This window comes from Roseovarius aestuarii, from assembly GCF_019966515.1.
GTDB lineage: Bacteria > Pseudomonadota > Alphaproteobacteria > Rhodobacterales > Rhodobacteraceae > Roseovarius > Roseovarius aestuarii.
On sequence record NZ_JAIMIB010000012.1, the window covers coordinates 120,815 to 145,328 of the forward strand.

The 24,514-nt window shown below is 57.7% G+C and carries 26 protein-coding genes; 19 read left to right on the top strand and 7 right to left on the bottom strand.

Translation table 11 applies throughout. The features are described 5' to 3' along the window. Positions 1–9: 9 nt before the first annotated feature. Positions 10–1,830 (bottom strand): translational GTPase TypA, encoded by a 1,821-nt coding sequence (gene typA, locus LC334_RS14915; RefSeq protein ID WP_085799578.1) that lies wholly within the window; start codon positions 1,828–1,830, stop codon positions 10–12. A gap of 85 nt (positions 1,831–1,915) precedes the next feature. Further along, positions 1,916–2,842, bottom strand: a complete 927-nt coding sequence (locus LC334_RS14920; protein WP_085799577.1) for a GNAT family N-acetyltransferase — start codon at positions 2,840–2,842, stop codon at positions 1,916–1,918. Positions 2,843–2,888: 46 nt separating this feature from the next. On the opposite strand from LC334_RS14920, the gene LC334_RS14925 reads away from it, so the two are divergent. Further along, positions 2,889–3,026 carry a hypothetical protein gene (locus tag LC334_RS14925; protein WP_223413019.1) on the top strand — a complete coding sequence of 46 codons (138 nt, stop codon included), beginning with the start codon at positions 2,889–2,891 and terminating at the stop codon, positions 3,024–3,026. 57 nt (positions 3,027–3,083) lie between these two features. On the opposite strand, the gene ssb is transcribed toward LC334_RS14925, so the two are convergent. Next, on the bottom strand, positions 3,084–3,566 hold the full coding sequence (ssb, locus tag LC334_RS14930; protein ID WP_085799576.1) for a single-stranded DNA-binding protein: 483 nt from the start codon (positions 3,564–3,566) through the stop codon (positions 3,084–3,086). A 192-nt stretch (positions 3,567–3,758) separates the two neighbouring features. Here ssb and LC334_RS14935 point away from each other — a divergent pair, with 192 nt between their 5' ends. After that, a complete protein-coding gene (locus LC334_RS14935; protein ID WP_085799575.1) occupies positions 3,759–4,352 on the top strand; it encodes a lytic transglycosylase domain-containing protein in 594 nt (197 codons plus the stop codon). Between the two features lie 23 nt (positions 4,353–4,375). Here LC334_RS14935 and LC334_RS14940 read toward each other — a convergent pair whose 3' ends face one another. Together LC334_RS14940 and miaA are read right to left on the bottom strand one after the other, a co-directional pair. Further along, on the bottom strand, positions 4,376–5,182 hold the full coding sequence (locus tag LC334_RS14940) for a helix-turn-helix domain-containing protein (protein WP_085799574.1): 807 nt from the start codon (positions 5,180–5,182) through the stop codon (positions 4,376–4,378). Between the two features lie 77 nt (positions 5,183–5,259). Then, a complete protein-coding gene (gene miaA / locus LC334_RS14945) occupies positions 5,260–6,141 on the bottom strand; it encodes a tRNA (adenosine(37)-N6)-dimethylallyltransferase MiaA (RefSeq protein ID WP_085799573.1) in 882 nt (293 codons plus the stop codon). A 147-nt stretch (positions 6,142–6,288) separates the two neighbouring features. Here miaA and pyrH point away from each other — a divergent pair, with 147 nt between their 5' ends. The 12 genes from pyrH (at position 6,289) to lpxB (ending at position 18,254) form a co-directional block, all read left to right on the top strand. Next, positions 6,289–7,020 (top strand): UMP kinase, encoded by a 732-nt coding sequence (pyrH, locus tag LC334_RS14950; protein ID WP_085799572.1) that lies wholly within the window; start codon positions 6,289–6,291, stop codon positions 7,018–7,020. Between the two features lie 50 nt (positions 7,021–7,070). Further along, positions 7,071–7,634: a ribosome recycling factor gene (frr, locus tag LC334_RS14955; RefSeq protein ID WP_085799571.1), complete on the top strand. Its 564-nt coding sequence runs from the start codon at positions 7,071–7,073 to the stop codon at positions 7,632–7,634. Continuing rightward, positions 7,634–8,377 (top strand): isoprenyl transferase, encoded by a 744-nt coding sequence (locus LC334_RS14960; protein WP_085799570.1) that lies wholly within the window; start codon positions 7,634–7,636, stop codon positions 8,375–8,377. The genes frr and LC334_RS14960 overlap by 1 nt, the downstream gene beginning before the upstream one ends. Next, entirely contained in the window at positions 8,374–9,159 is a 786-nt protein-coding gene (locus LC334_RS14965) for a phosphatidate cytidylyltransferase (protein ID WP_085799569.1), read from the top strand. Before LC334_RS14960 ends, LC334_RS14965 begins: the two co-directional genes overlap by 4 nt. Beyond that, the gene (gene dxr / locus LC334_RS14970) at positions 9,156–10,334 is read left to right on the top strand and encodes a 1-deoxy-D-xylulose-5-phosphate reductoisomerase (RefSeq protein ID WP_085799568.1); all 1,179 of its coding nucleotides are present in this window, start codon (positions 9,156–9,158) and stop codon (positions 10,332–10,334) included. The genes LC334_RS14965 and dxr overlap by 4 nt, the downstream gene beginning before the upstream one ends. Positions 10,335–10,337: 3 nt before the next feature. Further along, a complete protein-coding gene (gene rseP / locus LC334_RS14975) occupies positions 10,338–11,687 on the top strand; it encodes an RIP metalloprotease RseP (RefSeq protein WP_085799567.1) in 1,350 nt (449 codons plus the stop codon). Between the two features lie 346 nt (positions 11,688–12,033). Beyond that, positions 12,034–14,361, top strand: a complete 2,328-nt coding sequence (gene bamA, locus LC334_RS14980; protein ID WP_085799566.1) for an outer membrane protein assembly factor BamA — start codon at positions 12,034–12,036, stop codon at positions 14,359–14,361. A 2-nt stretch (positions 14,362–14,363) separates the two neighbouring features. Then, positions 14,364–14,951, top strand: coding sequence for an OmpH family outer membrane protein (locus LC334_RS14985; RefSeq protein WP_223413020.1), 588 nt, complete (start codon positions 14,364–14,366; stop codon positions 14,949–14,951). A gap of 67 nt (positions 14,952–15,018) precedes the next feature. Next, positions 15,019–15,483, top strand: a complete 465-nt coding sequence (fabZ, locus tag LC334_RS14990; protein WP_085799790.1) for a 3-hydroxyacyl-ACP dehydratase FabZ — start codon at positions 15,019–15,021, stop codon at positions 15,481–15,483. A 5-nt stretch (positions 15,484–15,488) separates the two neighbouring features. After that, positions 15,489–16,292 carry an acyl-ACP--UDP-N-acetylglucosamine O-acyltransferase gene (gene lpxA, locus LC334_RS14995; RefSeq protein ID WP_085799789.1) on the top strand — a complete coding sequence of 268 codons (804 nt, stop codon included), beginning with the start codon at positions 15,489–15,491 and terminating at the stop codon, positions 16,290–16,292. 4 nt (positions 16,293–16,296) lie between these two features. Then, the gene (locus tag LC334_RS15000) at positions 16,297–17,103 is read left to right on the top strand and encodes an LpxI family protein (protein WP_085799565.1); all 807 of its coding nucleotides are present in this window, start codon (positions 16,297–16,299) and stop codon (positions 17,101–17,103) included. After that, positions 17,103–18,254, top strand: a complete 1,152-nt coding sequence (lpxB, locus tag LC334_RS15005) for a lipid-A-disaccharide synthase (RefSeq protein ID WP_085799564.1) — start codon at positions 17,103–17,105, stop codon at positions 18,252–18,254. Before LC334_RS15000 ends, lpxB begins: the two co-directional genes overlap by 1 nt. Before the next feature lie 30 nt (positions 18,255–18,284). Here the strand turns inward: lpxB and fosX are convergent, their stop codons facing one another. Both fosX and LC334_RS15015 read right to left on the bottom strand, forming a co-directional pair. Next, positions 18,285–18,692 carry a FosX/FosE/FosI family fosfomycin resistance hydrolase gene (gene fosX, locus LC334_RS15010; RefSeq protein ID WP_085799563.1) on the bottom strand — a complete coding sequence of 136 codons (408 nt, stop codon included), beginning with the start codon at positions 18,690–18,692 and terminating at the stop codon, positions 18,285–18,287. A 107-nt stretch (positions 18,693–18,799) separates the two neighbouring features. Next, on the bottom strand, positions 18,800–19,666 hold the full coding sequence (locus LC334_RS15015) for a LysR substrate-binding domain-containing protein (protein WP_085799562.1): 867 nt from the start codon (positions 19,664–19,666) through the stop codon (positions 18,800–18,802). Positions 19,667–19,773: 107 nt separating this feature from the next. Here LC334_RS15015 and psrA point away from each other — a divergent pair, with 107 nt between their 5' ends. The 5 genes from psrA to phnE (LC334_RS15040) all read left to right on the top strand — a co-directional run bounded on the left by psrA (position 19,774) and on the right by phnE (LC334_RS15040) (position 24,359). Further along, a complete protein-coding gene (gene psrA, locus LC334_RS15020; RefSeq protein WP_085799561.1) occupies positions 19,774–20,901 on the top strand; it encodes an iron-containing alcohol dehydrogenase PsrA in 1,128 nt (375 codons plus the stop codon). A gap of 54 nt (positions 20,902–20,955) precedes the next feature. Continuing rightward, positions 20,956–21,864 (top strand): phosphate/phosphite/phosphonate ABC transporter substrate-binding protein, encoded by a 909-nt coding sequence (locus LC334_RS15025; RefSeq protein WP_176237646.1) that lies wholly within the window; start codon positions 20,956–20,958, stop codon positions 21,862–21,864. Positions 21,865–21,931: 67 nt separating this feature from the next. Continuing rightward, a complete protein-coding gene (gene phnC, locus LC334_RS15030) occupies positions 21,932–22,684 on the top strand; it encodes a phosphonate ABC transporter ATP-binding protein (protein WP_085799559.1) in 753 nt (250 codons plus the stop codon). Between the two features lie 3 nt (positions 22,685–22,687). Beyond that, positions 22,688–23,509, top strand: coding sequence for a phosphonate ABC transporter, permease protein PhnE (phnE, locus tag LC334_RS15035; RefSeq protein ID WP_085799558.1), 822 nt, complete (start codon positions 22,688–22,690; stop codon positions 23,507–23,509). A 10-nt stretch (positions 23,510–23,519) separates the two neighbouring features. Further along, positions 23,520–24,359: a phosphonate ABC transporter, permease protein PhnE gene (gene phnE / locus LC334_RS15040; protein ID WP_139836329.1), complete on the top strand. Its 840-nt coding sequence runs from the start codon at positions 23,520–23,522 to the stop codon at positions 24,357–24,359. The last annotated feature ends 155 nt before the right edge of the window (positions 24,360–24,514 follow it).

Below are 24,514 nucleotides of genomic sequence, written 5' to 3' on the forward strand. Positions count from 1 at the left end.
CTTCCTAGATCAGACCGTTTTCGACCGTCGTTTACGCTCGTGCGGATCAAGATAGCGCTTGCGCAGGCGGATGGCGTTCGGCGTGACCTCGACCAACTCGTCATCGTCGATATAGGCGATGGCCTGTTCCAGGCTCATGGTGATCGGGGTGGTCAGTCGTACGGCTTCGTCGGTGCCACTGGCACGGACGTTGGTCAGCTTCTTGCCCTTCAGCGGGTTCACTTCAAGATCGTTTTCACGGCTGTGTTCGCCGATGATCATACCGGTGTAGATCTTGGCCTGCGCGCCGATGAACATCTTGCCGCGGTCCTCGAGATTCCACAGCGCATAGGCAACGGATTCGCCGTTTTCCATCGAGATCAGGACCCCTGCGCGCCGGCCCGGAATGGCGCCTTTATGCGGTGCCCAGCCGTGGAACACGCGGTTCAACACACCGGTGCCGCGGGTGTCGGTCAGAAACTCGCCATGGTATCCGATCAAGCCGCGCGAGGGCACATGCGCGATGATCCGGGTCTTGCCCGCGCCTGCCGGTTTCATCTCGGCCAGTTCGCCCTTGCGCGGGCCGGTGATCTTTTCAATGACCGCGCCCGAATATTCGTCATCGACGTCGATGGTCACTTCTTCGATGGGTTCAAGCTTCTCGCCAGCCTCGCCTTCGCGCATCAGAACCTGCGGGCGCGAGATCGAAAGTTCAAAACCTTCGCGGCGCATGTTTTCAATCAGCACGCCCATCTGCAATTCACCTCGGCCGGCGACCTCAAAAGCGTCACCGCCGGGTGTGTCGGTGATACGGATTGCGACGTTGGATTCGGCTTCCTTCATAAGGCGGTCGCGGATCACACGAGATTGCACTTTTTTGCCGTCCCGACCAGCCAGAGGGCTGTCATTGATGCCGAATGTCACGGTGATTGTCGGCGGGTCGATGGGCTGTGCCTCAAGCGGTTTATCAACTGCCAGCGCACAGATCGTGTCAGCCACGGTCGCCTTGGACATGCCCGCAAGCGTAACGATATCGCCTGCGCTGGCTTCTTCGATATCCTGTGTTGCCAAACCCCGGAACGCCTGAATGCGGGTCACGCGGAACTGTTCGATCTTCTGACCGACGCGGGTCAGTGCCTGAACCGTGGCACCGACCCTGAGCTTACCTGATTCGACCCTTCCGGTAAGGATGCGGCCCACAAACGGATCGCTACCAAGTGTCGTCGCCAACATCGTGAAGTCTTCATTTTGGCGCGCGATCTGGCGCGGGGCAGGAACGTGGTTGACGATCAGGTCGAAAAGCGCCGTCAGATCCTTGCGCGGCCCGTCAAGATCATGATCCGCCCAGCCGGATCGGCCCGAAGCGTACATATGCGGGAAATCAAGCTGATCCTCGGACGCATCGAGATTGGCAAAAAGGTCAAAGCATTCGTCGAGCGCACGGTCGGGTTCCGCATCGGGCTTGTCCACTTTGTTAAGAACCACGATGGGGCGCAGACCAAGCGCAAGCGCCTTGGAGGTCACGAATTTTGTTTGCGGCATCGGACCTTCGGCGGCGTCAACCAGAAGGACAACGCCATCGACCATGCTCAGGATACGCTCGACCTCACCACCGAAATCGGCGTGGCCGGGGGTGTCTACGATGTTGATCCGCGTCCCCTTCCATTCGACGCTGGTGGGCTTGGCGAAGATGGTGATGCCACGTTCCCGCTCCAGATCGTTACTGTCCATCGCGCGCTCATCCACCGCCTGATTCTCGCGGAAGGCCCCGGACTGCTTGAGCAGTTCGTCAACCAATGTGGTTTTGCCGTGGTCGACGTGAGCGATAATAGCGATGTTGCGCATATCCATGGGAAGGGGGTCCTCGGGTTGTTTGCCCGCGCCCTATACGCCAGTGCACCGAAAGGCCAGAGGCAAAGCGACGCGTGCGCGGGTTTCACGCCGCGTCGTGGCGGGGGCGTCGTCCGAACGGTAAGTGCGGCAGGTGCAGGCAGGTCGGGCCCAGGGGGCGAATACGCGCACCGCTGCCGATTTTGAACCGTGCCAGGCCCGGTGCGTTCTGCGTATCGACATTGCCCAAATCGAACCTCAGGTATCCCTTACCGGTGAGCCAAGCCGCCGCCTCCCAGAGCGCCAGATTATGGGCCGACAAACGTCGGCCTTCGGCACCTGACCAGCCGATATGATAGGTCGCGACGGGCTTGTGCAACAAGACCAGCAGGTGGGCAAGCGGCGTGTTGCCGCGCATCGCGGTAAAGAGACGGCTTGATTTGGGGCCGGCCTTCTCCCAGGCCAACACGAAATCCGGCGGTAGCGCTTTGTAGCCGCGCTGCTTGCGTTGCGATGCCTCAAACACAAGGACGTTCAAATCTCGATCAGACCGGAACGGGCGCTGACGTATATGCAGCTCAGACCGCTCAGCATGACGCAGACGATTGCGCCATTTCCCGTGCATGGCGGCAAGGCGGGTCTCTGTATCCGCTGTCAGATCGATTTCCGCGACATACTGTGGCGACATCAAAACCAGATGGGGGAACAGACGTGTCTCCTGTGGTGTTTCGGATGAAATGATCCATGTGGTGCTGGTGGTTCCGACCTTGCGCAGGGTGCGCATAAGCCGTGCCCGTTGTTCGGGCGGGGTGTCGGTTGCCCAAACCGGTCCTCGCGGCAGCCAGGCGATATTCATCGGCCCGATCCGGCGGCGGAGCACATGCAGTTTGGCGATGTGGCATGTGCCATCTTTAGCAACATATGTCTCGCTCTGAACGCCGAGTTCCCGCAGCGCATGGGCATAGCCTGCGGATTGTTGCAGCGCGCAGGGTGTCGCCGGGAAATCTCGGGCGTCTGAGCGGATGAATTCCATGTCACGATTAACCGAATGAAAACCTAATTCGTGGTTAATCGTTTCTATGTCCTACAAAAAACACCACGTTCTCGGGATCTATGCACCAGCACCACGTCCGACGTTAAGCGCCGCATTGCTGCTGGCCGTGGCCCTCTGCGTGCCGGTTTCGGTCTGCCTGACCCTCGCCGACATGCTGTTCTGAAAACCGACACGGCCGCCCGAAACCGGGCGGCCTTGCACTGAAATCGGTTCCACCCTTTCAGAATGGGATTTCGTCGTCGATATCGCGAGAGGGGGCGCCACCCATCGGGTCCCCCTGAGAAGGTCCGGGCCCACTGTCATAGCCACCCTGACCGCCGCCATAGCTGCCTCCGCCACCACCACCTTCACCGCGGCCGTCCAGCATGACCAGTGTGCCGTCGAAGCCCTGCAACACGACCTCGGTCGAATATCTGTCCTGGCCGGACTGGTCCTGCCATTTGCGGGTCTGAAGCTTGCCCTCAATGTAAACCTTTGAGCCTTTGCGCAGATATTGCTCGCAGACCCGTACCAGGCCTTCGGAAAAGATCGCGACCGAATGCCATTCGGTGCGTTCGCGTCGCTCACCGGTGCTGCGGTCTTTCCAGGTCTCAGAGGTGGCAATACGCAGGTTGCACACCTTGCCGCCGTTCTGAAATGTCCGCACTTCGGGGTCTCGGCCCAGATTGCCCAGAATGATTACCTTGTTAACCGAGCCGGCCATCGCGATCTCCTTGTCGTGTCTAATCGTTCTTTTTCGCAGATCGTTACATCATTTCGCACGCCCAAAGGAAAGCGTTTTGAGTTAATAAAACCTTGCTATCCGGCAGGATGAGGCCGAAACCACGGGCAAATCTGGATATTTTTCTGAAACAGCGTATATTGCGCCAAATTGCTGTTGGGGGCAGGGACTAGAATGTGGAAGTTTTTGGTTGGGTTCGTGGTGGCCGGGCTGGTTGGCCCTTTGGCGGCAAATGCTGAAACCCTGTCGACGAAATCGCGCGCGAAACTGTTTAAGTCGCAGACCAGCGTTCTCGATACCCGCGCGCGTCAGCAATATAATAACTCGATACGCCTGCAGCCCCGCAAGGTCGTCACACCGACAAAATGGGGTGACGAATCGAACAAGGCCTATGCGGGCCGCTATCGCGGTGAATATCTGCAAATGGCGAAGGATGCAGCGCGCCGGCATGGAGTTCCAAGCGATCTGTTTCTAAGGTTGGTGCAGCAGGAATCCGGCTGGAAACCAAAGGCGCGCTCGCACAAGGGTGCGATTGGGCTGGCGCAACTGATGCCCGGCACGGCGCGGAAGCTGCGGGTTAATCCACATGACCCTTATGAAAATCTCGAAGGGGGTGCGCGTTATCTGGCCGAGCAGTATCGCACTTTCGGGTCATGGCGCCTGGCGCTTGCGGCATATAATGCTGGACCAGCGGCGGTGAAGAAATACGGTGGCGTGCCGCCGTATAAGGAAACCAAGAATTACGTTCGGATCATCTGGGGCAGCTGACACTGGTCGGGACTAAGCTGCAGTTACAGCGCCGTCAGCGTCTTGCGGCTCTTGCGTTTGCGTAGGGCGGAGGGGGTTTGGCCAGTATTCTGCAGGATAAAGCGGGAAAAATAGGCGGCGCTGTTAAATCCCAGCCGTGACGCAATGTTCTGAATGGGTATGTTACTTTCCTCCAGCAAATCACGCGCGGCGTGAACCGTGCGCTCGGTCAGCATCGCGGCGGCGGTCAGGCCGCAACATTGCCGGCAGCAGCGGGTAAGATGTGTGGGTGTCACACCGAGCGTGCGGGCATAATCGGCCATGGGCTTGTTGGTGCGGAAATCGCGTTCGATGAGCGCGGTAAACGCCTTGAGCAGATTTTCCGCGGCACTTGTCTTATCCTCTTGCGCGCCCTGGGCAATCATCGCCCGTCTGAGCCAGATGGTCAGAAGATGCGCATGCGCGGTCATTGCCTCGTCGGAAAAAGTGCGTGCATTGATCTGCTCGCGTTGCAACGCGTCAAGGATCGACGTCAGTTCGGCCTGTGCTTGCGCGTCGCGGATACGAAGGTGCTGCGGTTCGTCCGGCATTAGAATGGGGCTGCGGGCAGGGATCAGGGTGATCAGTCCGAATATCTGTTTTCCCAGATCGAAGGAAAAAAGCGCCTTTGCAGGGATGGCAAAGGCATTGTGAACCCCAACGCCGCGCCGCCGCCCTTCGATCGTGCACAGGCCCTGGCCACGGGTGATCCAGATCAACGCATGTGTTTCAAGGCTATGCTGCAGCTCCCAACGCCAGTTCGAACCGTCTGCCCATTGGGCCAGTGTCAGTATGCGGATCGGATGAGACATGCCGGTTTCGGGCCCGATGCTGGCGGTGGAATTACTTTAACTTAGTAAGGGTTTATCAAATATCGAACCTGTCAATGTCAAAACGACATCGGGTCGATCGGCGTCCAGCCGCGCATACGGGCCCGGAACCATGTCCGCTGGCGCTTGGCAAATTGTCGGGTGGCGATGGTCGCGGCGTCACTCGCCTCATCAAGCGAAATCTCTCCGCGCAGATGGGCGATCAGTTCCGCAGCACCGATGGTTTTTGACGAAAGACGGGTGGGATCCCAATCGCTCAGATTGGCTCTGGCTTCCTCAATCGCGCCCTGTTGCAACATCTGATCGAACCGCTGGGTGATACGCTGTGTAAGCCATTGCTTGTCGGCATCAATCACAATTGCGGTCGCGTGAGTGAGCGGTAGATGCGGGGCGGGTGTATCGTCTTGCCACTGCGCAAGGCCTTTTCCGGTTGTCCTGAGGACCTCCCAGGCGCGCTGTACGCGCATCGGATTCTGGGGGTCGATGCGCTGGCGCGTATCTTGGTCAAGCTCGCTCAGCATTGTCTCAAACCCACCTTCGACGCGCATCTTGTCGGCAGCGGCACGTATCTCAGCTGGGGTTGGCGGGATTTCGGCCAGTCCTTCGGTCAGTGCCGTAAAATAAAGCCCGGTGCCACCAACGATGATAGGGCGTTCCGGCGCGCTCAAAAACGACGTTACCTCGCGTAGCCAGTGGCCGACCGAATAGTCGGCATCACCTGCGATATGACCATAGAGCTTATGGGGGGCCGCCGCTTCATCCGCTGCTGAAGGTCTTGCCGAGAGAATTCGCCAGTTTGCAAACACCTGGATCGCGTCGGCATTGATGATCGTGCCGCCCTGCGTGGTCGCAATCTGCAACGCCAGCGCGGATTTTCCCGATGCGGTGGGACCGGCAATCAGGACGGGCCGGTCGGCGGGGATATCCAAAGGCAGTTGCATCAATGGTGTCAGATACGGCAGATCGCGACCCTTTGCGAGGATGTTTCGCCGGAATTCATTCGCGCAGGGGGACTCTGTGATTGAACCCGGCGCACTTTTCGGACATTTTGCGCGCGATTAACCGATGATCCCAAGCGGAGACTGTAAATGTCTGAAACCGATTCCCCTGATACCAAGTTCCGCCGCGTCATGTTGAAGATTTCTGGCGAGGCGCTGATGGGGGATCAGGGGTTCGGCTTGCACCCGCCGACCGTGGAACGGATCGCGCGCGAGGTGAAGGTCGTGCATGAATTGGGCGTCGAGATTTGCATGGTCATCGGCGGCGGCAACATTTTTCGCGGTCTGCAAGGCAGCGCGCAGGGCATGGAGCGGACCACGGCCGATTACATGGGCATGCTCGCGACGGTGATGAATGCGCTTGCGATGCAGAGCGCGCTGGAAAAGCTAGGTGTCTTCTGCCGTGTGATAAGCGCGATCCGGATGGACGAGGTGGCCGAGCCCTATATTCGCCGCCGCGCCGTGCGGCATCTTGAGAAAAAGCGCGTTTGCATCTTTGCGGCCGGCACCGGTAACCCTTATTTCACCACCGATACGGCGGCGACGCTGCGCGCGAACGAAATGGCCTGTCAGGCGATTTTCAAAGGCACAAAGGTGGACGGGATCTATGATAAGGATCCGGTGACAAATGCGGATGCAAAGCGGTATGAAAAGGTCACCTATGACGAGGTTCTGGCCAAGAACCTGAAGGTCATGGATGCGAGCGCGATCGCACTGGCGCGTGACAACAGCTTGCCGATCATTGTGTTCAGCCTGGATGAACCGGGCGGTTTCAAAGGAATATTGGCAGGGGACGGCACCTATACAACTGTACATGGTTGACGTTAAAGAAGAACAGATTAGGCCCGGGCCGAAACGAGGGAAGTACCTTTATGGCGGATGATATTGAGATTGATACAGGCGATCTGGAACGGCGTATGGATGGCGCCATCGCATCGCTGAGAACGGAATTTGCCTCTTTGCGGACGGGCCGCGCCTCGGCCAGCATGCTCGAGCCGGTGATGGTGGATGCCTATGGTCAGAACACGCCGATCAATCAGGTGGGCACGGTCAATGTGCCAGAACCCCGGATGGTCACGGTGAATGTCTGGGATAAGGGGCTGGTCGGCAAGGTCGAAAAGGCGATCCGCGAAAGCGGGCTGGGGATCAATCCGCAACTTAACGGCACAATCATCATGCTGCCGATCCCCGAACTGAACGAGGAGCGCCGCAAGGAACTGACCAAGGTCGCCTCGCAATATGCCGAGCATGCCCGCGTTGCGATCCGGAATGTCAGGCGCGATGGGATGGATCAGATCAAGAAAGCCAAGGCCGATGGCATGTCCGAAGACGATCAGAAATTCTGGGAAACAGAAGTTCAGGAACTGACGGACAAATTTATCGCCAATGTGGACGAAGCGTTGGAGAGCAAACAATCCGAGATCATGCAGGTTTGATGGCTGTGAAAGACGACAAGCTTTTACAGGCTCAGCCAACATCGGGACCGCGCCACGTGGCGATCATCATGGATGGCAACGGGCGATGGGCGCAGGCGCGGGGTCGTCCGCGTCTTTTCGGGCATCATGCCGGGGCGCGGCGTGTCCGCGAGATCGTCAGCGCCTGTCCGGAACTCGGGGTGGACTATCTGACCATATTCGCGTTCTCGACGGAAAATTGGAAACGCACCCAGACCGAGGTCGCCGGCTTGATGGCGCTTTTCCGGCGCTACATCATGAAGGAAATGCAGGAATTCGTTAAAGAAAACGTGCGGGTTCGGTTTATCGGCGATCGCTTGCGATTGGATAAGCAACTGAGCATTCTGATGGACGAGACCGAGACGCTGACGGCACATTGTACCGGCATCAACTTGACAATTGCGCTTAATTACGGTGGTCGTGACGAGGTTTCGCGGGCCACCAAACGTCTGGCGCAGGATGTCGCCGCAGGGCGGCTTGACCCCGAGAATGTCGACGAGGAAACGCTGCCCAAATACCTTGATACATGTGTATTGCCCGATCCTGATCTGGTCATTCGCACCAGCGGCGAAGCGCGGATTTCGAATTTTCTTCTCTGGCAGTCGGCCTATTCCGAATACGAGTTCATTGACACGCTCTGGCCTGACTTCACGCGGCAGGTTTTCAGCGATCTGCTGAGCAACTACGGCTCGCGCGACAGGCGTTTCGGGGCTGCGACCGCATGAGCGATGGCGCCCGATGGTCCGATCTGGCTCCTCGCGTGATCTCGGGCGTGGCGATGGCCGTGGTGGGCGCGGCGGATATCTGGATCGGCGGTCTGGTGTTCGAGATTACCGTGATCGGTCTCTGTGGCATCATGTTGTGGGAAGCGGCAAACATGTTCGGGGCGGGCCGTACCGCCGCTGTTCGCATCAGCCTGCTCGGGGCGGCAGCGTTCACCCTGGCCAGCCTCGGCCCGCTTATCCTTGTCGTGCCGTTGCTGTTGGCTGCGGCACTTGTCGGATCAAGTCAGGTCGCGCGTGAGCGTCGCCTATTCACCCCGTTTGCCGCCTGGATTCTGGTTGCTGGATATTCGATCTGGATGTTACGGCAGGAAGCCGGCCTGATCTGGATATCTTGGGTTGTGCTGATCGTTATCGCGTCGGACATAGCGGGGTATTTTGCGGGGCGCACAATCGGGGGTCCTAAATTTTGGCCCGCAGTGAGCCCCAAGAAAACCTGGTCCGGTACGATCGCGGGCTGGGTCGGTGCGGCAGTGGTTGGTGCGTTTTTCGCCGGGCCCACACAAGCGGGCTTGCTGCTTATCCCAATTTCGGTCGCGGTGGCGTTCGCGGGGCAGATGGGTGACATCCTCGAAAGCTTTGTCAAGCGCCGGATGAGCGTCAAGGACAGCTCGAACCTGATCCCGGGACATGGCGGTGTGCTGGACCGGCTGGATGCGCTTTTGGGAGCGGCAATGCTGGTGATGATCCTTTGGTTTACGAAAGCGCTGCCGGGGCTGACATGAAAAAGATTTCGGTCCTCGGGGTTACCGGATCAATCGGGCAGAACACGATTGATCTGATCCGACGCACACCCGACGACTACAAGGTTGTCGCGCTGACCGGCGGGCAAAATATCGCCCGGCTTGCCGCTGATGCCGTTGATTTGCAGGCCGATATCGCCGTCACCGCACATGCGCATCTGCTGGATGATCTGCGCACGGCGCTTGAGGGGAGTGGCGTCGAGGCTGCCGCTGGAGAAACGGCGCTGATCGAAGCCGCCGCGCGTCCGGCCGATCTGGTCATGTCGGCGATTGTTGGTGTTGCCGGGTTGCGGCCAGGGCTTGCAGCACTGGAGCAAGGGGCCACACTGGCCCTAGCGAACAAGGAATCGCTGGTCGCTGCGGCGCCGATTTTGCATGCGACCGCGCAACAGAACAACGCCCGGATATTGCCGGTCGACAGTGAGCATTCGGCGATCTTCCAGGCGCTGGCGGGTGAAGACCCGGCGGCAGTGTCGCGGGTGATCATCACCGCAAGCGGCGGTGCCTTCCGCGACTGGCCTCTGGACCAGTTGGCCCACGCCACGATTGATCAGGCGTCGAACCATCCGAATTGGAACATGGGCCAGCGGATCACGATCGACAGTGCCTCGATGTTCAACAAGGCCCTTGAGGTGATCGAGGCACGCGAATTTTTCGGCTTCGAGCCGGATCAGATCGAAGTGCTGATCCACCCCGAATCCATCGTACATGCGCTTGTCGGGTTCAATGACGGCGCGCTGATGGCCCATGTCGGACCACCCGATATGCGCCACGCAATCGGCTATGCGCTGAACTGGCCCGCCCGGCAGCCCCTGCCGGTTGACAAGCTGGATCTGGCCGCGATCGGTCAACTGACGTTTCGGACGCCAGATATTGATCGCTATCCGGCCTTGCGTCTTGCCCGCGAGGTGATGCAACATCGTGGCCTCAGCGGTGCCGTGTTTAATGCTGCCAAGGAACGGGCCCTTGATCACTTCATTGCGGGGCATATCGGTTTCTGCGACATGAATATGATCGTCGAAGAAGTGTTAAACCGGCAATCACCCGATGAAGGCCATAAAGATGTCGGGATCACCCTTGATAGAGTGCTGCAAGCGGACCATCTGGCACGTATATGCGCCGATGAAGTGATGCGCGAAAAGGCGAGTAGGACATAGATTTTGGATATCACCTCACTGATCCCGCAATTCGGCAGTCTGTTCACGACGATCCTCGCCTTCATCGTGGCGCTGTCTGTTATCGTGGCGATCCACGAATATGGCCACTACATCGTCGGGCGCTGGTCGGGAATCAAAGCGGATGTGTTTTCGCTGGGCTTCGGTCCGGTTTTGTTTTCCAGAGTCGACAAGCACGGGACACGCTGGCAATTCGCGTTGTTGCCCTTTGGCGGTTATGTGAAGTTCATGGGCGACGCCAACGCAGCCAGCGCCAATGCCGACACTAGCACCGTGCAGGAAATGCCGCCAGAAATGCGCCGTCAGACCATGCTTGGCGCGCCGCTTTGGGCACGAACCGCGACCGTTGCCGCCGGGCCTGTTTTCAATTTTATCCTGTCGATCGTCGTATTTACCGGCCTGGCGATGTTTCAGGGCAAGGCTGCGGACCCGTTAGCAGTCGGAGAAATGTCGCCGCTGCCCGGGAAGGCACTCGAGCTGCAGACAGGTGATCAGTTGATTGCGATTGGTGGGATGCCGCTGCCTGAATCGGATGTGCCCGGTGGCTTTGATGATCTGATCAAGGCGCTGCCGACGGCACCACAGCTTGATTACACCGTGCAACGGGACGGGCAGATGCGTGAAGTTCTCGGCCCTCATCCGATGCCCGCACGGGCGGTGAATATATCTCCACAATCAGCAGCTTACGACATCGACATGAAGCAGGGTGATGTGATCATCTCGGTCGATGGGAAGCCGATATACGCCTTTCATCAGCTGAAGGATATTGTCGAGGGGTCAGACGGGCGCGCCCTGCAACTGAAAGTCTGGCGCGATGGTGAGGTTCTTGATTTTGCCTTGGCACCGCGCCTTGTGGATGAACCGCAACCCGACGGTGGCTTCAAGGCCAGCTGGCGTATTGGCATCTCGGGAGGGCTTGCGTTTGAACCCGCAACCGAACGCCTTGGCGTCGGCGCCGCAGTTGCCAGCGGTTTCGAGCGGACCGGGACAGTCATCGAGACGTCGCTTTCCGGGCTTTACCATCTGATTGCCGGCAAGATCAGTAGCTGCAACATGACCGGGCCGATTGGCATTGCACAGGTTTCGGGCGCGATGGTGCGTCAGGGTGCCGACAGTTTCATCCTATTTATTGCGTTTTTGTCGACGGCTGTGGGGTTGCTTAATCTTTTTCCCATCCCGGTGCTGGATGGCGGCCATCTGGTGTTTTATGCTTATGAGGCCGTTGCCGGGAAGCCGCCCAGCGATGGCGCATTGCGGGTTCTGATGACGGTCGGCCTTACGCTGATTCTCGGTATTATGGTTTTTGCAATCGGTACTGATCTGTTCTGCCCATAAGCGGGCGCCACAATATCGCCACATTGTTAAACTGAATGCCGCCACATTCACGGGCCATCTTGGGGTGCACCAAAGGAATGGCAAAGTATTAACATGCAACAGATTGCTCATGGATATCGCGGGCTAAGCTTGCTTTTTAATTTGAACTGGGACCGGTTGCTTTATCTGGTCACAATTCTGGTCGCGCTGATGCTTGGTGCATTTGTCGGCTCTTTATAAGCAGTTAGATTTCCCGAAATTTGACCCGTCCGCGCTTTGGCCGGAACGGGTCACAATGGCGTTTTGACAAGCCCCGGTAATCCGGTTACTGACTTTTTGTATCGGGGTGACTGACTGGGTTTGACCAATGACAATTGTTAAGAATCGGCTGGGTTTCAACCGGACGGGGACAGGAGCAGTAACAGACCATTTCAGAGCTCTGCTGCTGGTGCTTACTACGCTCATAACGCTTGCTGCGTCAGGTGCCGTTACGGCACAGAACTTTCGTTTCAACTCGATCAATGTTGAAGGCAATCAGCGTATTGAAACGGCAACGATCCTGACATTTGCGGATATTGCACCGGGCCAGTCCGTTTCGGCCGCCCAGGTGAATGACGCCTATCAAAGCATCCTGGCCAGTGGTTTCTTCGAAAGTGTCGAAGTCGAACCGCGCGGGAGCACCCTGTTGATCAAAGTCGTGGAATTTCCGACGATCAACAATATCGCTTTTGAAGGCAACAAGAAGCTTAAAGACGAAGATCTTGCGGGCTTCATAGAAAGCCGCTCGCGTCAGGTGTTTAGTCCGACCAAGGCCGAACGTGATGCGGCGGTCATTGCCGACGCCTATGTTCAAAACGGACGCTCTGCCGCGAGGGTCACGCCGCGGGTGATCCGGCGCAGCGATAACCGCGTGGACCTGGTGTTCGAAATCTTCGAAGGCAAGGCGATCGAAGTACAGCGGATCGGCTTTGTCGGGAACCGCGCCTATTCGGACCGGCGTCTGCGCCGGGTTATCGACAGCAAACAGGCAGGTCTTTTACGTGCGATCATTGCGCGCGATTCTTTTGTCGAAGACCGGCTGGAGTTTGACAAGCAGGTGCTGCGTGATTTCTACCAGTCGCGCGGCTATGTTGATTTCCGTGTGACCGGCACAAACGCCGAGCTTGCCCGCGCCCGCGATGCCTATTTCGTCACCTTCAATGTGCAGGAAGGTCAGCAGTTCAAATTTGGCAAGATCACTACGATCAGTGAAATGGACGGGGTTGAACCCGAAGAGTTCCAGAACGTACTGAAGGTACGCCCCGGGAAGGTCTATTCGCCGACGCTGGTCGAGAATTCAATTGCCCGGATGGAACGGCTTGCGATCAAGAAGGGGATTGATTTTCTACGGGTAGACCCGCGTATCACCCGCAATGACCGGGATCTGACACTGGATGTAGAATTTGCCCTGACAAAGGGCCCACGGGTGTTTGTCGAACGTATCGACATAGAGGGAAACACCACCACACTTGACCGTGTGATCCGCCGCCAGTTTGACGCAGTTGAAGGTGACCCGTTCAATCCGCGTCAGATCCGCGAAGCGGCTGAACGCATCCGCGCACTGCGCTTTTTCTCGACGGCCGATGTCAACGCCCGCGAAGGATCGCGCCCGGATCAGGTGGTTGTGGACGTGGATGTTGAGGAAACAACAACCGGCTCCCTATCGTTCGGTGTAACGTTCTCCAGCAGCGGTGGCCTGGGCGCGTCAGTGTCCCTCCGCGAACGCAACTTTCTGGGCCGTGGGCAAACGCTTGGATTTTCGTTTGCCGGTCGCGAAGACAACCTGAATTATTCGATCAACTTCGAAGAACCGGCGTTCTTGGGCCGCGATGTCGCTTTTGGTATCGATTTCTCGCTGATCGAAACGGATAGCGATTTCAGCCTGTTTGACACGATCAATGGCGTATTCCGCCCCAGCCTGACTTTCCCGATCAGCGAAAACGGTCGCTTCGAGGTTTTCTATAACGCCGAATACAAAGAGATGAACGACTACACGGGCGTCTCAAGTATTCTTGCTGCGGAGGTCGCACAGGAAGATACTTTTGCGAGCGCTCTTGGATATACGTTCAGTTATGACACCCGTCGTAGCGGCCTTAACCCTAATGCGGGTGTTCTGTTGTCATTCGGACAGGAGTTCGGCGGCCTCGGGGGCGATCGCGACTATATCGAAACCACCGCGCGCGCCATTGCTCAGACCAAGGTGCTGAACGAGGAGGTTACCTTGCGCGCGACGCTGGAGGGGGGCGCAGTGAACTATATCGGCAGTCAGGAAAGCCGTTATGTTGATCGCTATACCCATCAGGTCATCCGTGGCTTCGAACCCAATGGTATCGGCCCGACGGAATCGGGGGAGCAGCTCGGCGGTAACTTCTTTGCAGCACTGAAATTCGAAGCCGAATTCCCGATCGGTACACCCGAAGAGTTTGGCCTGTCCGCCGGTGTTTTCTACGACATCGGATCAATCTGGGATGTCGATACGTCAAATGCGACCGGGCCGCTGGCCTCTACGGGGTTCGAAGCCCGGCATGTTATAGGTTTCTCTTTGTTCTGGGCTTCACCCTTCGGCCCGCTGCGCCTGAACTTCTCACAAGCATTGAAATCCGAGGCCGAAGACGAAGAACAGCAGTTTGATATTACGGTAAGAACGGATTTTTGACGATGCACGGGTTTAGGGGCGTCATCCAACTGGTGATTGCCCTGACGATGATGGCCTGTCTGCCAGCTTTGTCCCAAAACACTGGCGTCGTTCAGAGTGATATTCTTTTGCTGGATCCCGATCGGCTGTTTACCGAGACGCAACTGGGACAACGGATTAACCGCGACTATCTGGCTAAACGTGAAAAACTGATCGCCCAGAATGACAAGATCGCCGCCGAACTTGAAGCCGAAGAGCTTTCCTTGACCGAAAAACGGGCAGGACTGTCGCCGGAAGAGTTCCGTGAACTGGCCGATGCGTTCGACGTCAAGGTGCAGGAAATCCGCCGCGACAGCGAACGCGCGGTGCGCGAACTGGAACGCAGCAGGGACCGGGCGCCAGTGACGTTCATGCGTATAGTTGAGCCGGTCTTGGTTCAGTTGATGCGCGAGTCAGGCGGGGCTGTTATCCTTGATGTCAGAAGCGTTTTGTTGCGCGCTGATGTTGTCGATATAACCAGCGTCGCAATCCGCCGCGTCGATGCCGAGATCGGTAACGGGCTACCGGTGCAGCAAGATGATGCACCCCAGGAAATCGAACCCGAAAACTAGCTCTGCTTGCTCATCCTGACCCGACTTGCTAGGGAAAAAGGCAGAGCGCGGCGCGAAAGGATACCATATGACCGAACCGTTGAAATCAGCGGATATTCACCTGATCCAGCGGCTTATACCGCATCGCTACCCGTTTTTGCTGGTGGACAAGGTGGTGGATATTGATGGCTACCAGACGGCACGCGGCATCAAGAACGTGACCATGAACGAACCGCATTTTCAGGGCCATTTCCCAGGCAAGCCGATAATGCCGGGGGTCACGATCGTCGAAGCGATGGCACAGACGGCGGCGGTGATGGTGGGGACGGCTCTTGGCATGGAAGACCGCAACATGCTGGTCTATTTCATGTCGATCGACAAATGCAAGTTTCGCCGCATGGTCACGCCGGGCGATGTGCTTGAGATGAAGCTGGAAACCATGCGCGGCAAGCCCGGCGGCAAGGTGTGGAAGTTCAGCGGTGTGGCTGAAGTGACCTGCGAGATGGCCGCCGAGGCCGAGTTTACGGCGATGATGGATCTTCCGGCGGGGTGATGGAGATGTCGGAGATTGGTGAGACCGTGATACATCCCTCTGCCGTTATCGAACCCGGCGCTGAGCTGGGGCGTGGCGTTCAGATCGGGCCTTTCTGTCATATCGGCCCCGAGGTGCGGCTCGCGGACAGCGTTGTTCTGAAATCTCATGTCGTTGTGACCGGCGCGACTGAAATCGGCGTGCAATCCGTGGTGTTTCCCTTCGCCTGCATTGGCGAAGTGCCGCAGGACCTGAAGTTCAAAGGCGAAAAAACCCGACTGATCATCGGCGAACGTAACCGGATTCGGGAACACGTAACGATAAATACCGGCACGGGTGGTGGTGGCGGTGAGACGCGGATCGGCGATGACGGGCTCTTCATGGCCGGATGCCATGTGGCGCATGACGTCATCATCGGCAACCGCGTGGTTATCGTCAACAATGCCGCCCTGGCTGGGCATTGTATTATCGGCGACGATGTAATCATCGGCGGGCTGTCCGGCGTTCACCAATGGGTCCGGATCGGCGAAGGTGCGATCATTGGCGCCGTGACGATGGTGACCAATGACGTGATCCCCTATGGGCTTGTTCAGGCGCCGCGCGGGGCGCTGGACGGGCTTAACCTTGTCGGGCTCAAGCGGCGCGGCGTGGCACGTACTGATATCACCGCGCTGCGGGCAGCATTTCAGATGCTGGCACAGGGCGAGGGCGCGTTTCAGGATCGTGCGCGCCGGTTAGGTGAAGAAACCGAAAGTGACTATGTCCGCAAAATCGTCGATTTTGTGACCGGCGCCACGGACAGGTCGTTCCTGACGCCGGGGCAGGGGTAACGCTGTGGCGGGCAGATTGGCCATTCTGGCCTGCGACGGGGTGTTGCCCGTGGCGATCGCACAGGCCTATCCCGAGGCGCTTAAAATCACGCTGACGGGTGTGCCGCACCTCTTGGGCGCTGATACCGAAGAATTCCCGATCGAGCATCTGGGCGGCATTTTTGCCCGGCTGCAAGAAGCACAGGTGGACCGCCTTGTCTTTGCCGGCTCGCTGAGCAGGCCCGCGATGGATCCGGGCAAGTTCGATGCGGCGATGACGGCGGCCGCGCCCCGGCTACTTGCGGCAATGCAGGGCGGTGATGATACGTTGCTGACGCAGGTTATCGAGCTATTTGAAGAAAACGATGTGTCGGTCGTGGGGGCCCATGAATTGTTGCCCACGCTCACGGCAGAGGATGGGTTGCAGGTCGGCCCGGCGCCATCCGTCGACGACCGTGCTGATGTGGCGCGGGCCCGCGGGATACTTGACGCCCTGTCGCCCCTTGATGTCGGACAGGGATGTGCCGTGGCGGGCGGGCAATGTCTGGGGATTGAGACTGTGCAGGGCACGGATGCGTTACTGCGTTATGTGGCGGAAACTCCTGCAAAATTTCGGCGCGGACGGAAGGGCGTGTATGTCAAGGCGGCAAAGAAGGGGCAGGATCTGCGCATTGACATGCCCGCCATAGGCCCCGAAACTATCGTGTCTGTAGCCCGGGCAGGGTTGGTCGGCATGATGATCGAGGCCCGTCGCGTGATGATTCTGGAACGAGAGAAAACCCTGCAAGCGGTTGAAGAAAATGGTATTTTCCTGACCGCACAGGCATTCTGATGCGGGTGTTTCTGGTCGCTGGCGAGGCTTCGGGCGACCGGTTGGGCGCGGCCCTGATGGCGGGCCTGAAAACCCTGGAAGATGTCGAATTTCTTGGTGTCGGTGGGCCGCTGATGCAGGCCGAAGGCATGACAAGCCTGTTTCCGATGGATGAACTAAGCGTGATGGGATTGGCGGAAATTCTGCCAAAATATCCGCATCTCAAACGGCGACTGCATCAAACCGCCGAGGCGGTGCTTGAAGCGCAACCCGATGTCCTGATCACCATTGATAGTCCGGACTTCAGTTTACGGGTGGCAAAGCTGGTAAAGGCGAAAAGCTCAATAAGGACGGTGCATTATGTCGCCCCCAGCGTATGGGCATGGCGCGCGGGGCGGGCGGTGAAAATGGCTAGAGTCATCGATCATGTTCTGGCGCTTTTACCGTTCGAGCCGCCCTTTATGGAAACGGCGGGGATGGAGTGCGATTTCGTCGGGCATCCGGTAGTGGCGGAACCCATCGCGAGTGATACGGAAGTGGCGGAATTCAAAACAAAATATGAGACAGGTGACGATCCGGTTCTCTTGGTGCTTCCCGGGTCGAGGCGCGGCGAGGTTACGCGACTCGGGCCGACATTTGGTAAGGCTTTGGGGCGTGTCTTGCAGAGGCATCCGGCGTTGAAGTTGGTGATCCCTACAACCGCTTCGGTAGCCGGGTTGGTGAAAGAGGTGGTTGCAGATTGGCCTGTACGGCCCATTATCCTTGATCCCAACAACATGAGGAATGACGTCTACAAGGCAGATAAGGCAGCATCTTTCAGGTTGTCCAATTGGGCACTGGCGGCGTCGGGAACAGTCTCGCTTGAGCTGGCGGCGGCCGAAACGCCGATGGTGATCGCCTACGATATGAACTGGATCAGCCGGGCCGTGATTTCGCGGATGTTGAAGGTTGATACGCTGACCCTTGTCAATCTAGTAAGCGAGACGCGCGCCGTGCCGGAATGTCTGGGGAAGGATTGCCAGGCAGACGTGATTGCACCTAAGCTCTTGAAACTGATGGAAAGCCCCGACGATCAGATTGCGGCGATGCGTCTAACGATGAAACGCTTGGGCAAAGGCGGAGAGGCGCCGGGGCTACGGGCGGCCAAGGCGGTTCTGACGCGGATGCCGTAAATCCCGTGAGTCGTACGCAGCTGGCCTTTGTCAGCCCGCAGCGGCATAAGTGGCGAGACGGTCGGCAAGGGTGCCGGTGTGCAGTTCGAACAGGTGGTTATCGTGATCGTGAAAATAGATCGACTGACCTTCGCCGCGGGTCCTTGAGCGGCCTTCGCGCAAATCCAGCCCCAGATTGCGAATCCGATCAAGATACGTGTCGTAGTCCGCAGCGTCGATCTTGAAGGCGACATGATTGTAGCTGCGGCTGGGAAGCGGCTCGCCCTCCATCACCGCGACCCAAAGGCCCGCGACATCGAAGAAACGTTCGCGGGCGATGGAATGCGTGGTCTCGCCGCTGTCATAGGTTTTGATGGCATCCAGCACGGTGGTCAGCAGCGTCTCCATCCGGTCGAGATCGCGGGAGATGAAGGTGATGTGGCTGAGGCCCTGGATCATGTCTAATGTCCCCGTGGTTTTTGCGCCAGAAAACCATGCGGACAGATCGGCTTCAAGAGGTGGCTGGCGGGTGGTCAAAACCTGCGCACCAAAGACAACACCCGGTGCTAAACCCCATCTGTTCGTGCCACGTCGCAAAAGGCGCGAATGAGGTGAGAGTTTTTGCGATCGGCGAGAAAGGCCAGAAAATACTGGGTACTGATATCTGCGCCAGTGATTGGGATCGCCCGCAAATTCGGATGTGGCACAAATTCGAAATCAGCCACGAAACCAATGCCCAGACCCTGTTCAACCGCCTTCCAGATCCCTTCGCGGCTGCCGATATCAAGCACGACATCAATCGACACCTGATGGTCACGTAGGGCTTTTTCCATCGCGGTGCGGGTTGTCGATCCGACTTCACGCTGGATGACCTTTTGACTTTCCAACTCGTGGATCGAGATGCTGTCACGGTCAAAAAACGCATGTTGAGCATTCACAAACACCACGACGTTATGGGTGCTGTAAGGCATGGTGATCACGCGCGGATCGGCATTTACCTCTGCAATCAGGCCGACATCGGCCTCGTAAGAGAGCAGCCGTTCGAAACTGCGCAGGGAGTTTCCGAACTGAACGCTGATGTCGATCTTTGGGTGGCGTGATTTGAAGGCCACGATCATGTCTGTGGCGTGAAACGGGCCAACGGCGGCAATGCGTAATGAGCCTGAGTGCAATCCCTTGAACGAATTCAGTAAATCTTCTGCCTCGGCTTCGCTTTGATGTAGCTGCATTGTGGTTTGGTAGAGTTCCAGACCCGCGGGCGTCAGACGAACTTCGCGACCGATACGGCTGAATAATTCGACGTCATAGCGTGTCTCCAACCCTTTAACCTGCGTGGAAAGCGTTGGCTGACTAATGTTCAACGCGCGGGCTGCGGCGGAAAAACCACCGTGTTGCGCGACGGCATGGAAAGATCTTAGGGCGGTCGTAAGCATTCAGTCAGTCTATGGAATAAATCTAAATAATCAATTTGATATATATTAAACCCTCCCACATGCTTCCTAAAATCTACCGAGTCGGGCGATTGAAATGGGAGGGGGCCATGTGGTCATACAAGAATCCGGTCCGGATTCTGTTCGGAACTGACAGGTTCGCTACGATCGCCTCCCTGATTGGCAACCGGGCCTATGCGCTTGTCACCTATCCGGATGCGCCATTTCAAACCTTAACGGCACGGCTTGAAGCTGAGGCGGGAAAGCCACTGCTTGTGGTCAGCGATATCGCGCCAAACCCGGATTACAGGTTGCTGGCCACACAGTGCGAAAGGTTTTTATCGCTCTGCGCGCAGCCTGAGGTGATTGTAGCGCTTGGGGGTGGGTCGGTCATCGATTCCGCCAAGGTCTTCGCCTCGGCCGCGGGCGATTTCAGCAAGGTGCGGCGCCATCTCGAAACTGGCGATGGCGCATCAGAACTATCGTCCATTCCGGTCATCGCGGTGCCGACCACGGCGGGGACGGGCAGCGAAGTCACCTGTTGGGCAACGGTCTGGGACGAAGAAAAGGGGAGAAAATACTCGCTGGCACGCGAGGCTCTTTATCCGGAAACGGCGGTGGTTGACCCGGCGTTGATGCTGGGCAAGCCTTACGGTTTGACCCTTGCGACCGGCCTTGATGCCCTGTCCCATTCGATCGAGAGCATCTGGAACGTCAACGCCAACCCTGTCTCGGCACGCCACGCGGTTGCAGCGGCAAGTGCGATTCTTGTCGATCTGCCAGCGTTGCTGCGTGATCTGGGCAATCTTGATCTACGCAGCCGGATCGCCGAGGCGTCGCTGAATGCGGGGCTGGCGTTTTCCAACACCAAAACAGCTATTGCGCACAACCTGTCTTACCCGATTACTTTAGGATGGGGCGTGCAGCACGGCATCGCGTGTTCGTTCACCTTGCCGACGGTCCTGCGGTCGGTCGTGGGCATCGGCGGGTTTCGCGAAGCGGCGTTGAAACAGATTTTCGGAGACGACCTGAGAAAAGGCGCTGACGATCTGGATGAGTTTCTGGCGAGCCTTGGTGTCGGCAATAGGTTCAGCGACCACGGCGTGCCCGACACTGCGTGCAGAACAATCATAGACGAGGCGTTCGCGGGCGAGCGCGGCAAGAATTTCATCGGCTCAAAAGAGAGCTTCTTGGAAGCAGCCACTCAAACAGGTGTCCTGAAACTGTCACCTGCATAATCAATAAGGCTGGGAATGCACTGGATGTATTCAATTTCACCAACGGAGGAAGACATGAATATCTGGACTAAGACAAGCAAGATGGTTGGCGCGGCGCTGCTGGCGTCTGTGGCATTTACTGGCATCGCTCAGGCGCAGGACTGCAAGAACCCTGACGTCATCCGGTTCTCGATGATCCCGACCGAGGAGACAACCCAGGAGCTGGCGCTCTACCAGCCGCTGGTGAACCAGATCAAGGACGCCACCGGCAAGAATGTCGAGTTTTTCCTGCCTACTTCCTATGCCTCGGTGGTCGAGGCGATGCTGGGCGGATTTGTCGATCTGGGCATGCACGGGCCTTATTCCTATGTCATCGCGCAGGAAAAAGACCCCGAGCTGCGCGTGGTTGCGACCTATGCCAAGCACAAGGGCCAGTTTCAGGAGGAAGGCCCGGGCTATAAGGCCGTGCTGGTTGCGCGGGCGGATTCTGGCTACACCTCGGTCGATGATCTGAAGGGGACCGTGATCGGGTTGACCGACCCAGCCAGTACATCCGGAAATCTGCTGCCGCGCGTCTCGTTCACCAAAGTGATCGGTGCCGAGCTGGAAGATTACTTCTCACGCGTGGTCTATACGGGCGGGCATGATCTATCGGGCGTGGCGGTGATCGAAGGTCAGGTCGATGCCGCCTTTGTGGCGACCCACCGTCTGGATAATGTACTGGAACGCGGTATCGCGACAATGGACGATTATGTCGTGCTGTGGTCGTCGCCGGTGATCCCGCAGGATCCCTTTGTGGTGAACGGCCGGCTCTGCCCCGAGATCATTGATCAGATACAGGGCGCATTCCTGGCACTGGCCGACAGCGATGAGGGCAGACAATATCTGGAGAATGTCAACGCCAGCAAGTTCGTAGCGATGACCGACGCGGATTACGACATCATCCGCGATCTCAAAGCGGCCAAAGACGCGAAGAAAAACTGAACTTCGCCGCAAAGATCTTGCCTTGTCGCCGCATCCCTGGCGGCAGGGCGAATAGGAGAGAAAAGTGATGTCAGTCCTGTCCGTCCGAAACCTTAGGGTACGCTATACCGCCAAAGGGCCAGAGATCCTGAAAGGCATTGATTTCGATCTCGAAAGCGATGACTTCCTGGCGATGATCGGCCCAAGTGGCGCAGGTAAATCCACGCTGATCCGCTGTGTCAATCGGCTGGTTGAACCGACCGATGGTCAGATCACGCTGCTGGGGCAGGATGTGCGCGCCCTGAATGCGCGTGACCTGCGCGGGTTGCGGCGCAATGTCGGCATGATCTTTCAGGAGTTCAATTTGATCAACCGGATGTCGGTGATGGACAATGTGCTGTCGGGACGGCTTGGCTATACCAGCAACATCCGCAGCCTGTTTCGGCATTTTCCGAAGGAAGATATCAGTCAGGCGCTGGATTATCTCGACAGGGTGGGGCTGAGCGATCATATCAACAAACGCGCTGATGAGCTTTCGGGCGGGCAACGCCAGAGGGTCGGAATTGCGCGCGCGCTGATGCAACAACCCAAGCTTTTGTTGCTGGACGAACCGACATCGGCGCTTGACCCCAAGATTTCGCGCGAGGTTATGGCGCTGATCATGGGGATCGCCAAGGAACTGGGCGTGCCGGCACTCTGCAATATCCACGACGTTCAACTGGCCAAGGAATTCTGCAACCGGATCATCGGCTTGCAGGATGGCGTAAAGAAATTCGATGGCGACACGGCGACCCTGCGCGACAGTGATCTTGAAGAAATCTACGCGATGGAGGTTCTTTAGATCATGGCTGTCGCTGATACCTCTGCGAACGGGCTGAGCCTTCAGACCGATCTGCGCCGCAAGCGCCAGATAAAGATGGCCCTGATCTGGGGTGGCTTCCTGCTGTTTGCTGCCTGGTGCGTCAACGGCACGATCATTGAAGATACCGACTGGTCGCGCATTGGGGGGCGTAACGGGCTTTTTGCCTCTGTCGGGCGCTACATCACGATTGACTGGGGGCTGTTGCCCGAATTGATCGTCCCGACGATTGAAACGTTCATGATGGCCTCTGTCGGGACCGTGCTGGGCTGTTTCTTCTCGCTTCCGGTGGCGTGGCTGGGGGCGGCCAATGTCACGCCTAGCAAAACCATCCTCTATCCGGTCGGGCGCTTCATGATGGTCCTTAGCCGCTCTGTGCATGAGATCGTCTGGGCGCTGATCTTCGTCAGTGCCGTGGGCCTCGGTGCGCTGCCGGGTATTCTGGCCATCGCCATGCGTTCGGTTGGTTTCATCTCAAAGATCACCGCTGAAGCGATTGAAAACATCGATGCCAAACCGGTCGAGGCGATCCGCGCCACTGGCGGCAATGAATTTCAGGTGATGTATTACGGCATCCTGCCGCAGATTTACCCGGTGGTTCTGGCCACCGTGATCTTTGAATGGGACATCAACATCCGGCGTTCCGCGGTGATGGGGTTGGTCGGGGCAGGGGGGCTGGGCCTGTTGTTCTTCCGCCAGATGAACAGCTTCAATTACGGCGGCGTCACGATGGTCATTCTGGCGATCCTGCTCTTGATCGTGCTGGGCGAAGTGATTTCGCACTACCTGCGCAAAGCGGTGATCTGAGGAGATGGCAATGACCGGACAAACAACCGCCGCGCCGCAAAAACAAAAGCTGACCTGGTCGCGCTACAGCTTCCCTGAATCGCTGTGGAGCTTTGGCACCCTGCTGGCCGTGATCGTGTTCCTTGGCTACTCTCTGCATTTTCTCAATATCGACATACTGATGATGCTGGGGGCAATGGGTAAGCTTGGCGGCGTGGTCGCCGCACGCTTCTACCCGCCCGATCTGGCCTATGTTACCGATCCCGGCTACCTCGCCTCGATCCTGGATACGCTGCAGATGTCATTTCTGGGGGGTATCCTGGGCGTATTCCTTGCAATCCCGCTGGCCTGGTTCTCGGCCTGGAATGTCTCGCCGCACCGCAAGATCTTTTTTCCGATCGGCCGCCTTGGCGTGATCTCTTGCCGCGCCATCCATGAAACGATCTGGACGATCCTCTTCGTGTCGATCCTGGGGTTCGGAATGCTGGCGGGCGTCAGCGCCCTGACGATGTTCTGCATCGGTTTTGCCGGCAAGCTGTTCTCGGACGAGATCGAGGCGGTCGATATGGGCCCGGTCGAGGCGATGCGTGCCGCAGGTGCCAATTCGTTTCAGGTCTTTATCTTCGCGGTTGTCCCGCAAGTGCGCGTCGCCTTCACGGGCATCGCCATCTACACTTGGGATGTCGCCTTTCGCGCCGCGACCGTGGTGGGGTTCTTCGGTGGCGGCGGCATGGGCTGGTATCTAAAACGCAATGTCCAACAGCTGGAAAATCTGCGTGTCGGCGCAATTATTCTCTCGATCATCGCGATGGTTCTGATTGCCGAATTCATCTCCGGCTGGCTGCGCAGTGCCGTAAATCGAGCCAAATAACTAAAGATCAAAACGACAAACTTAAATCGACCCGCCAATGGCGGAGAACGAGGAGAAATTACTATGAACGTATCTTCACCTATTGAGGCGAATGCTCGTGTTTATTCTGTGCCGAAGGTATGTGCGATTGGGATTTGTTTGGATGGGTGTGAGCC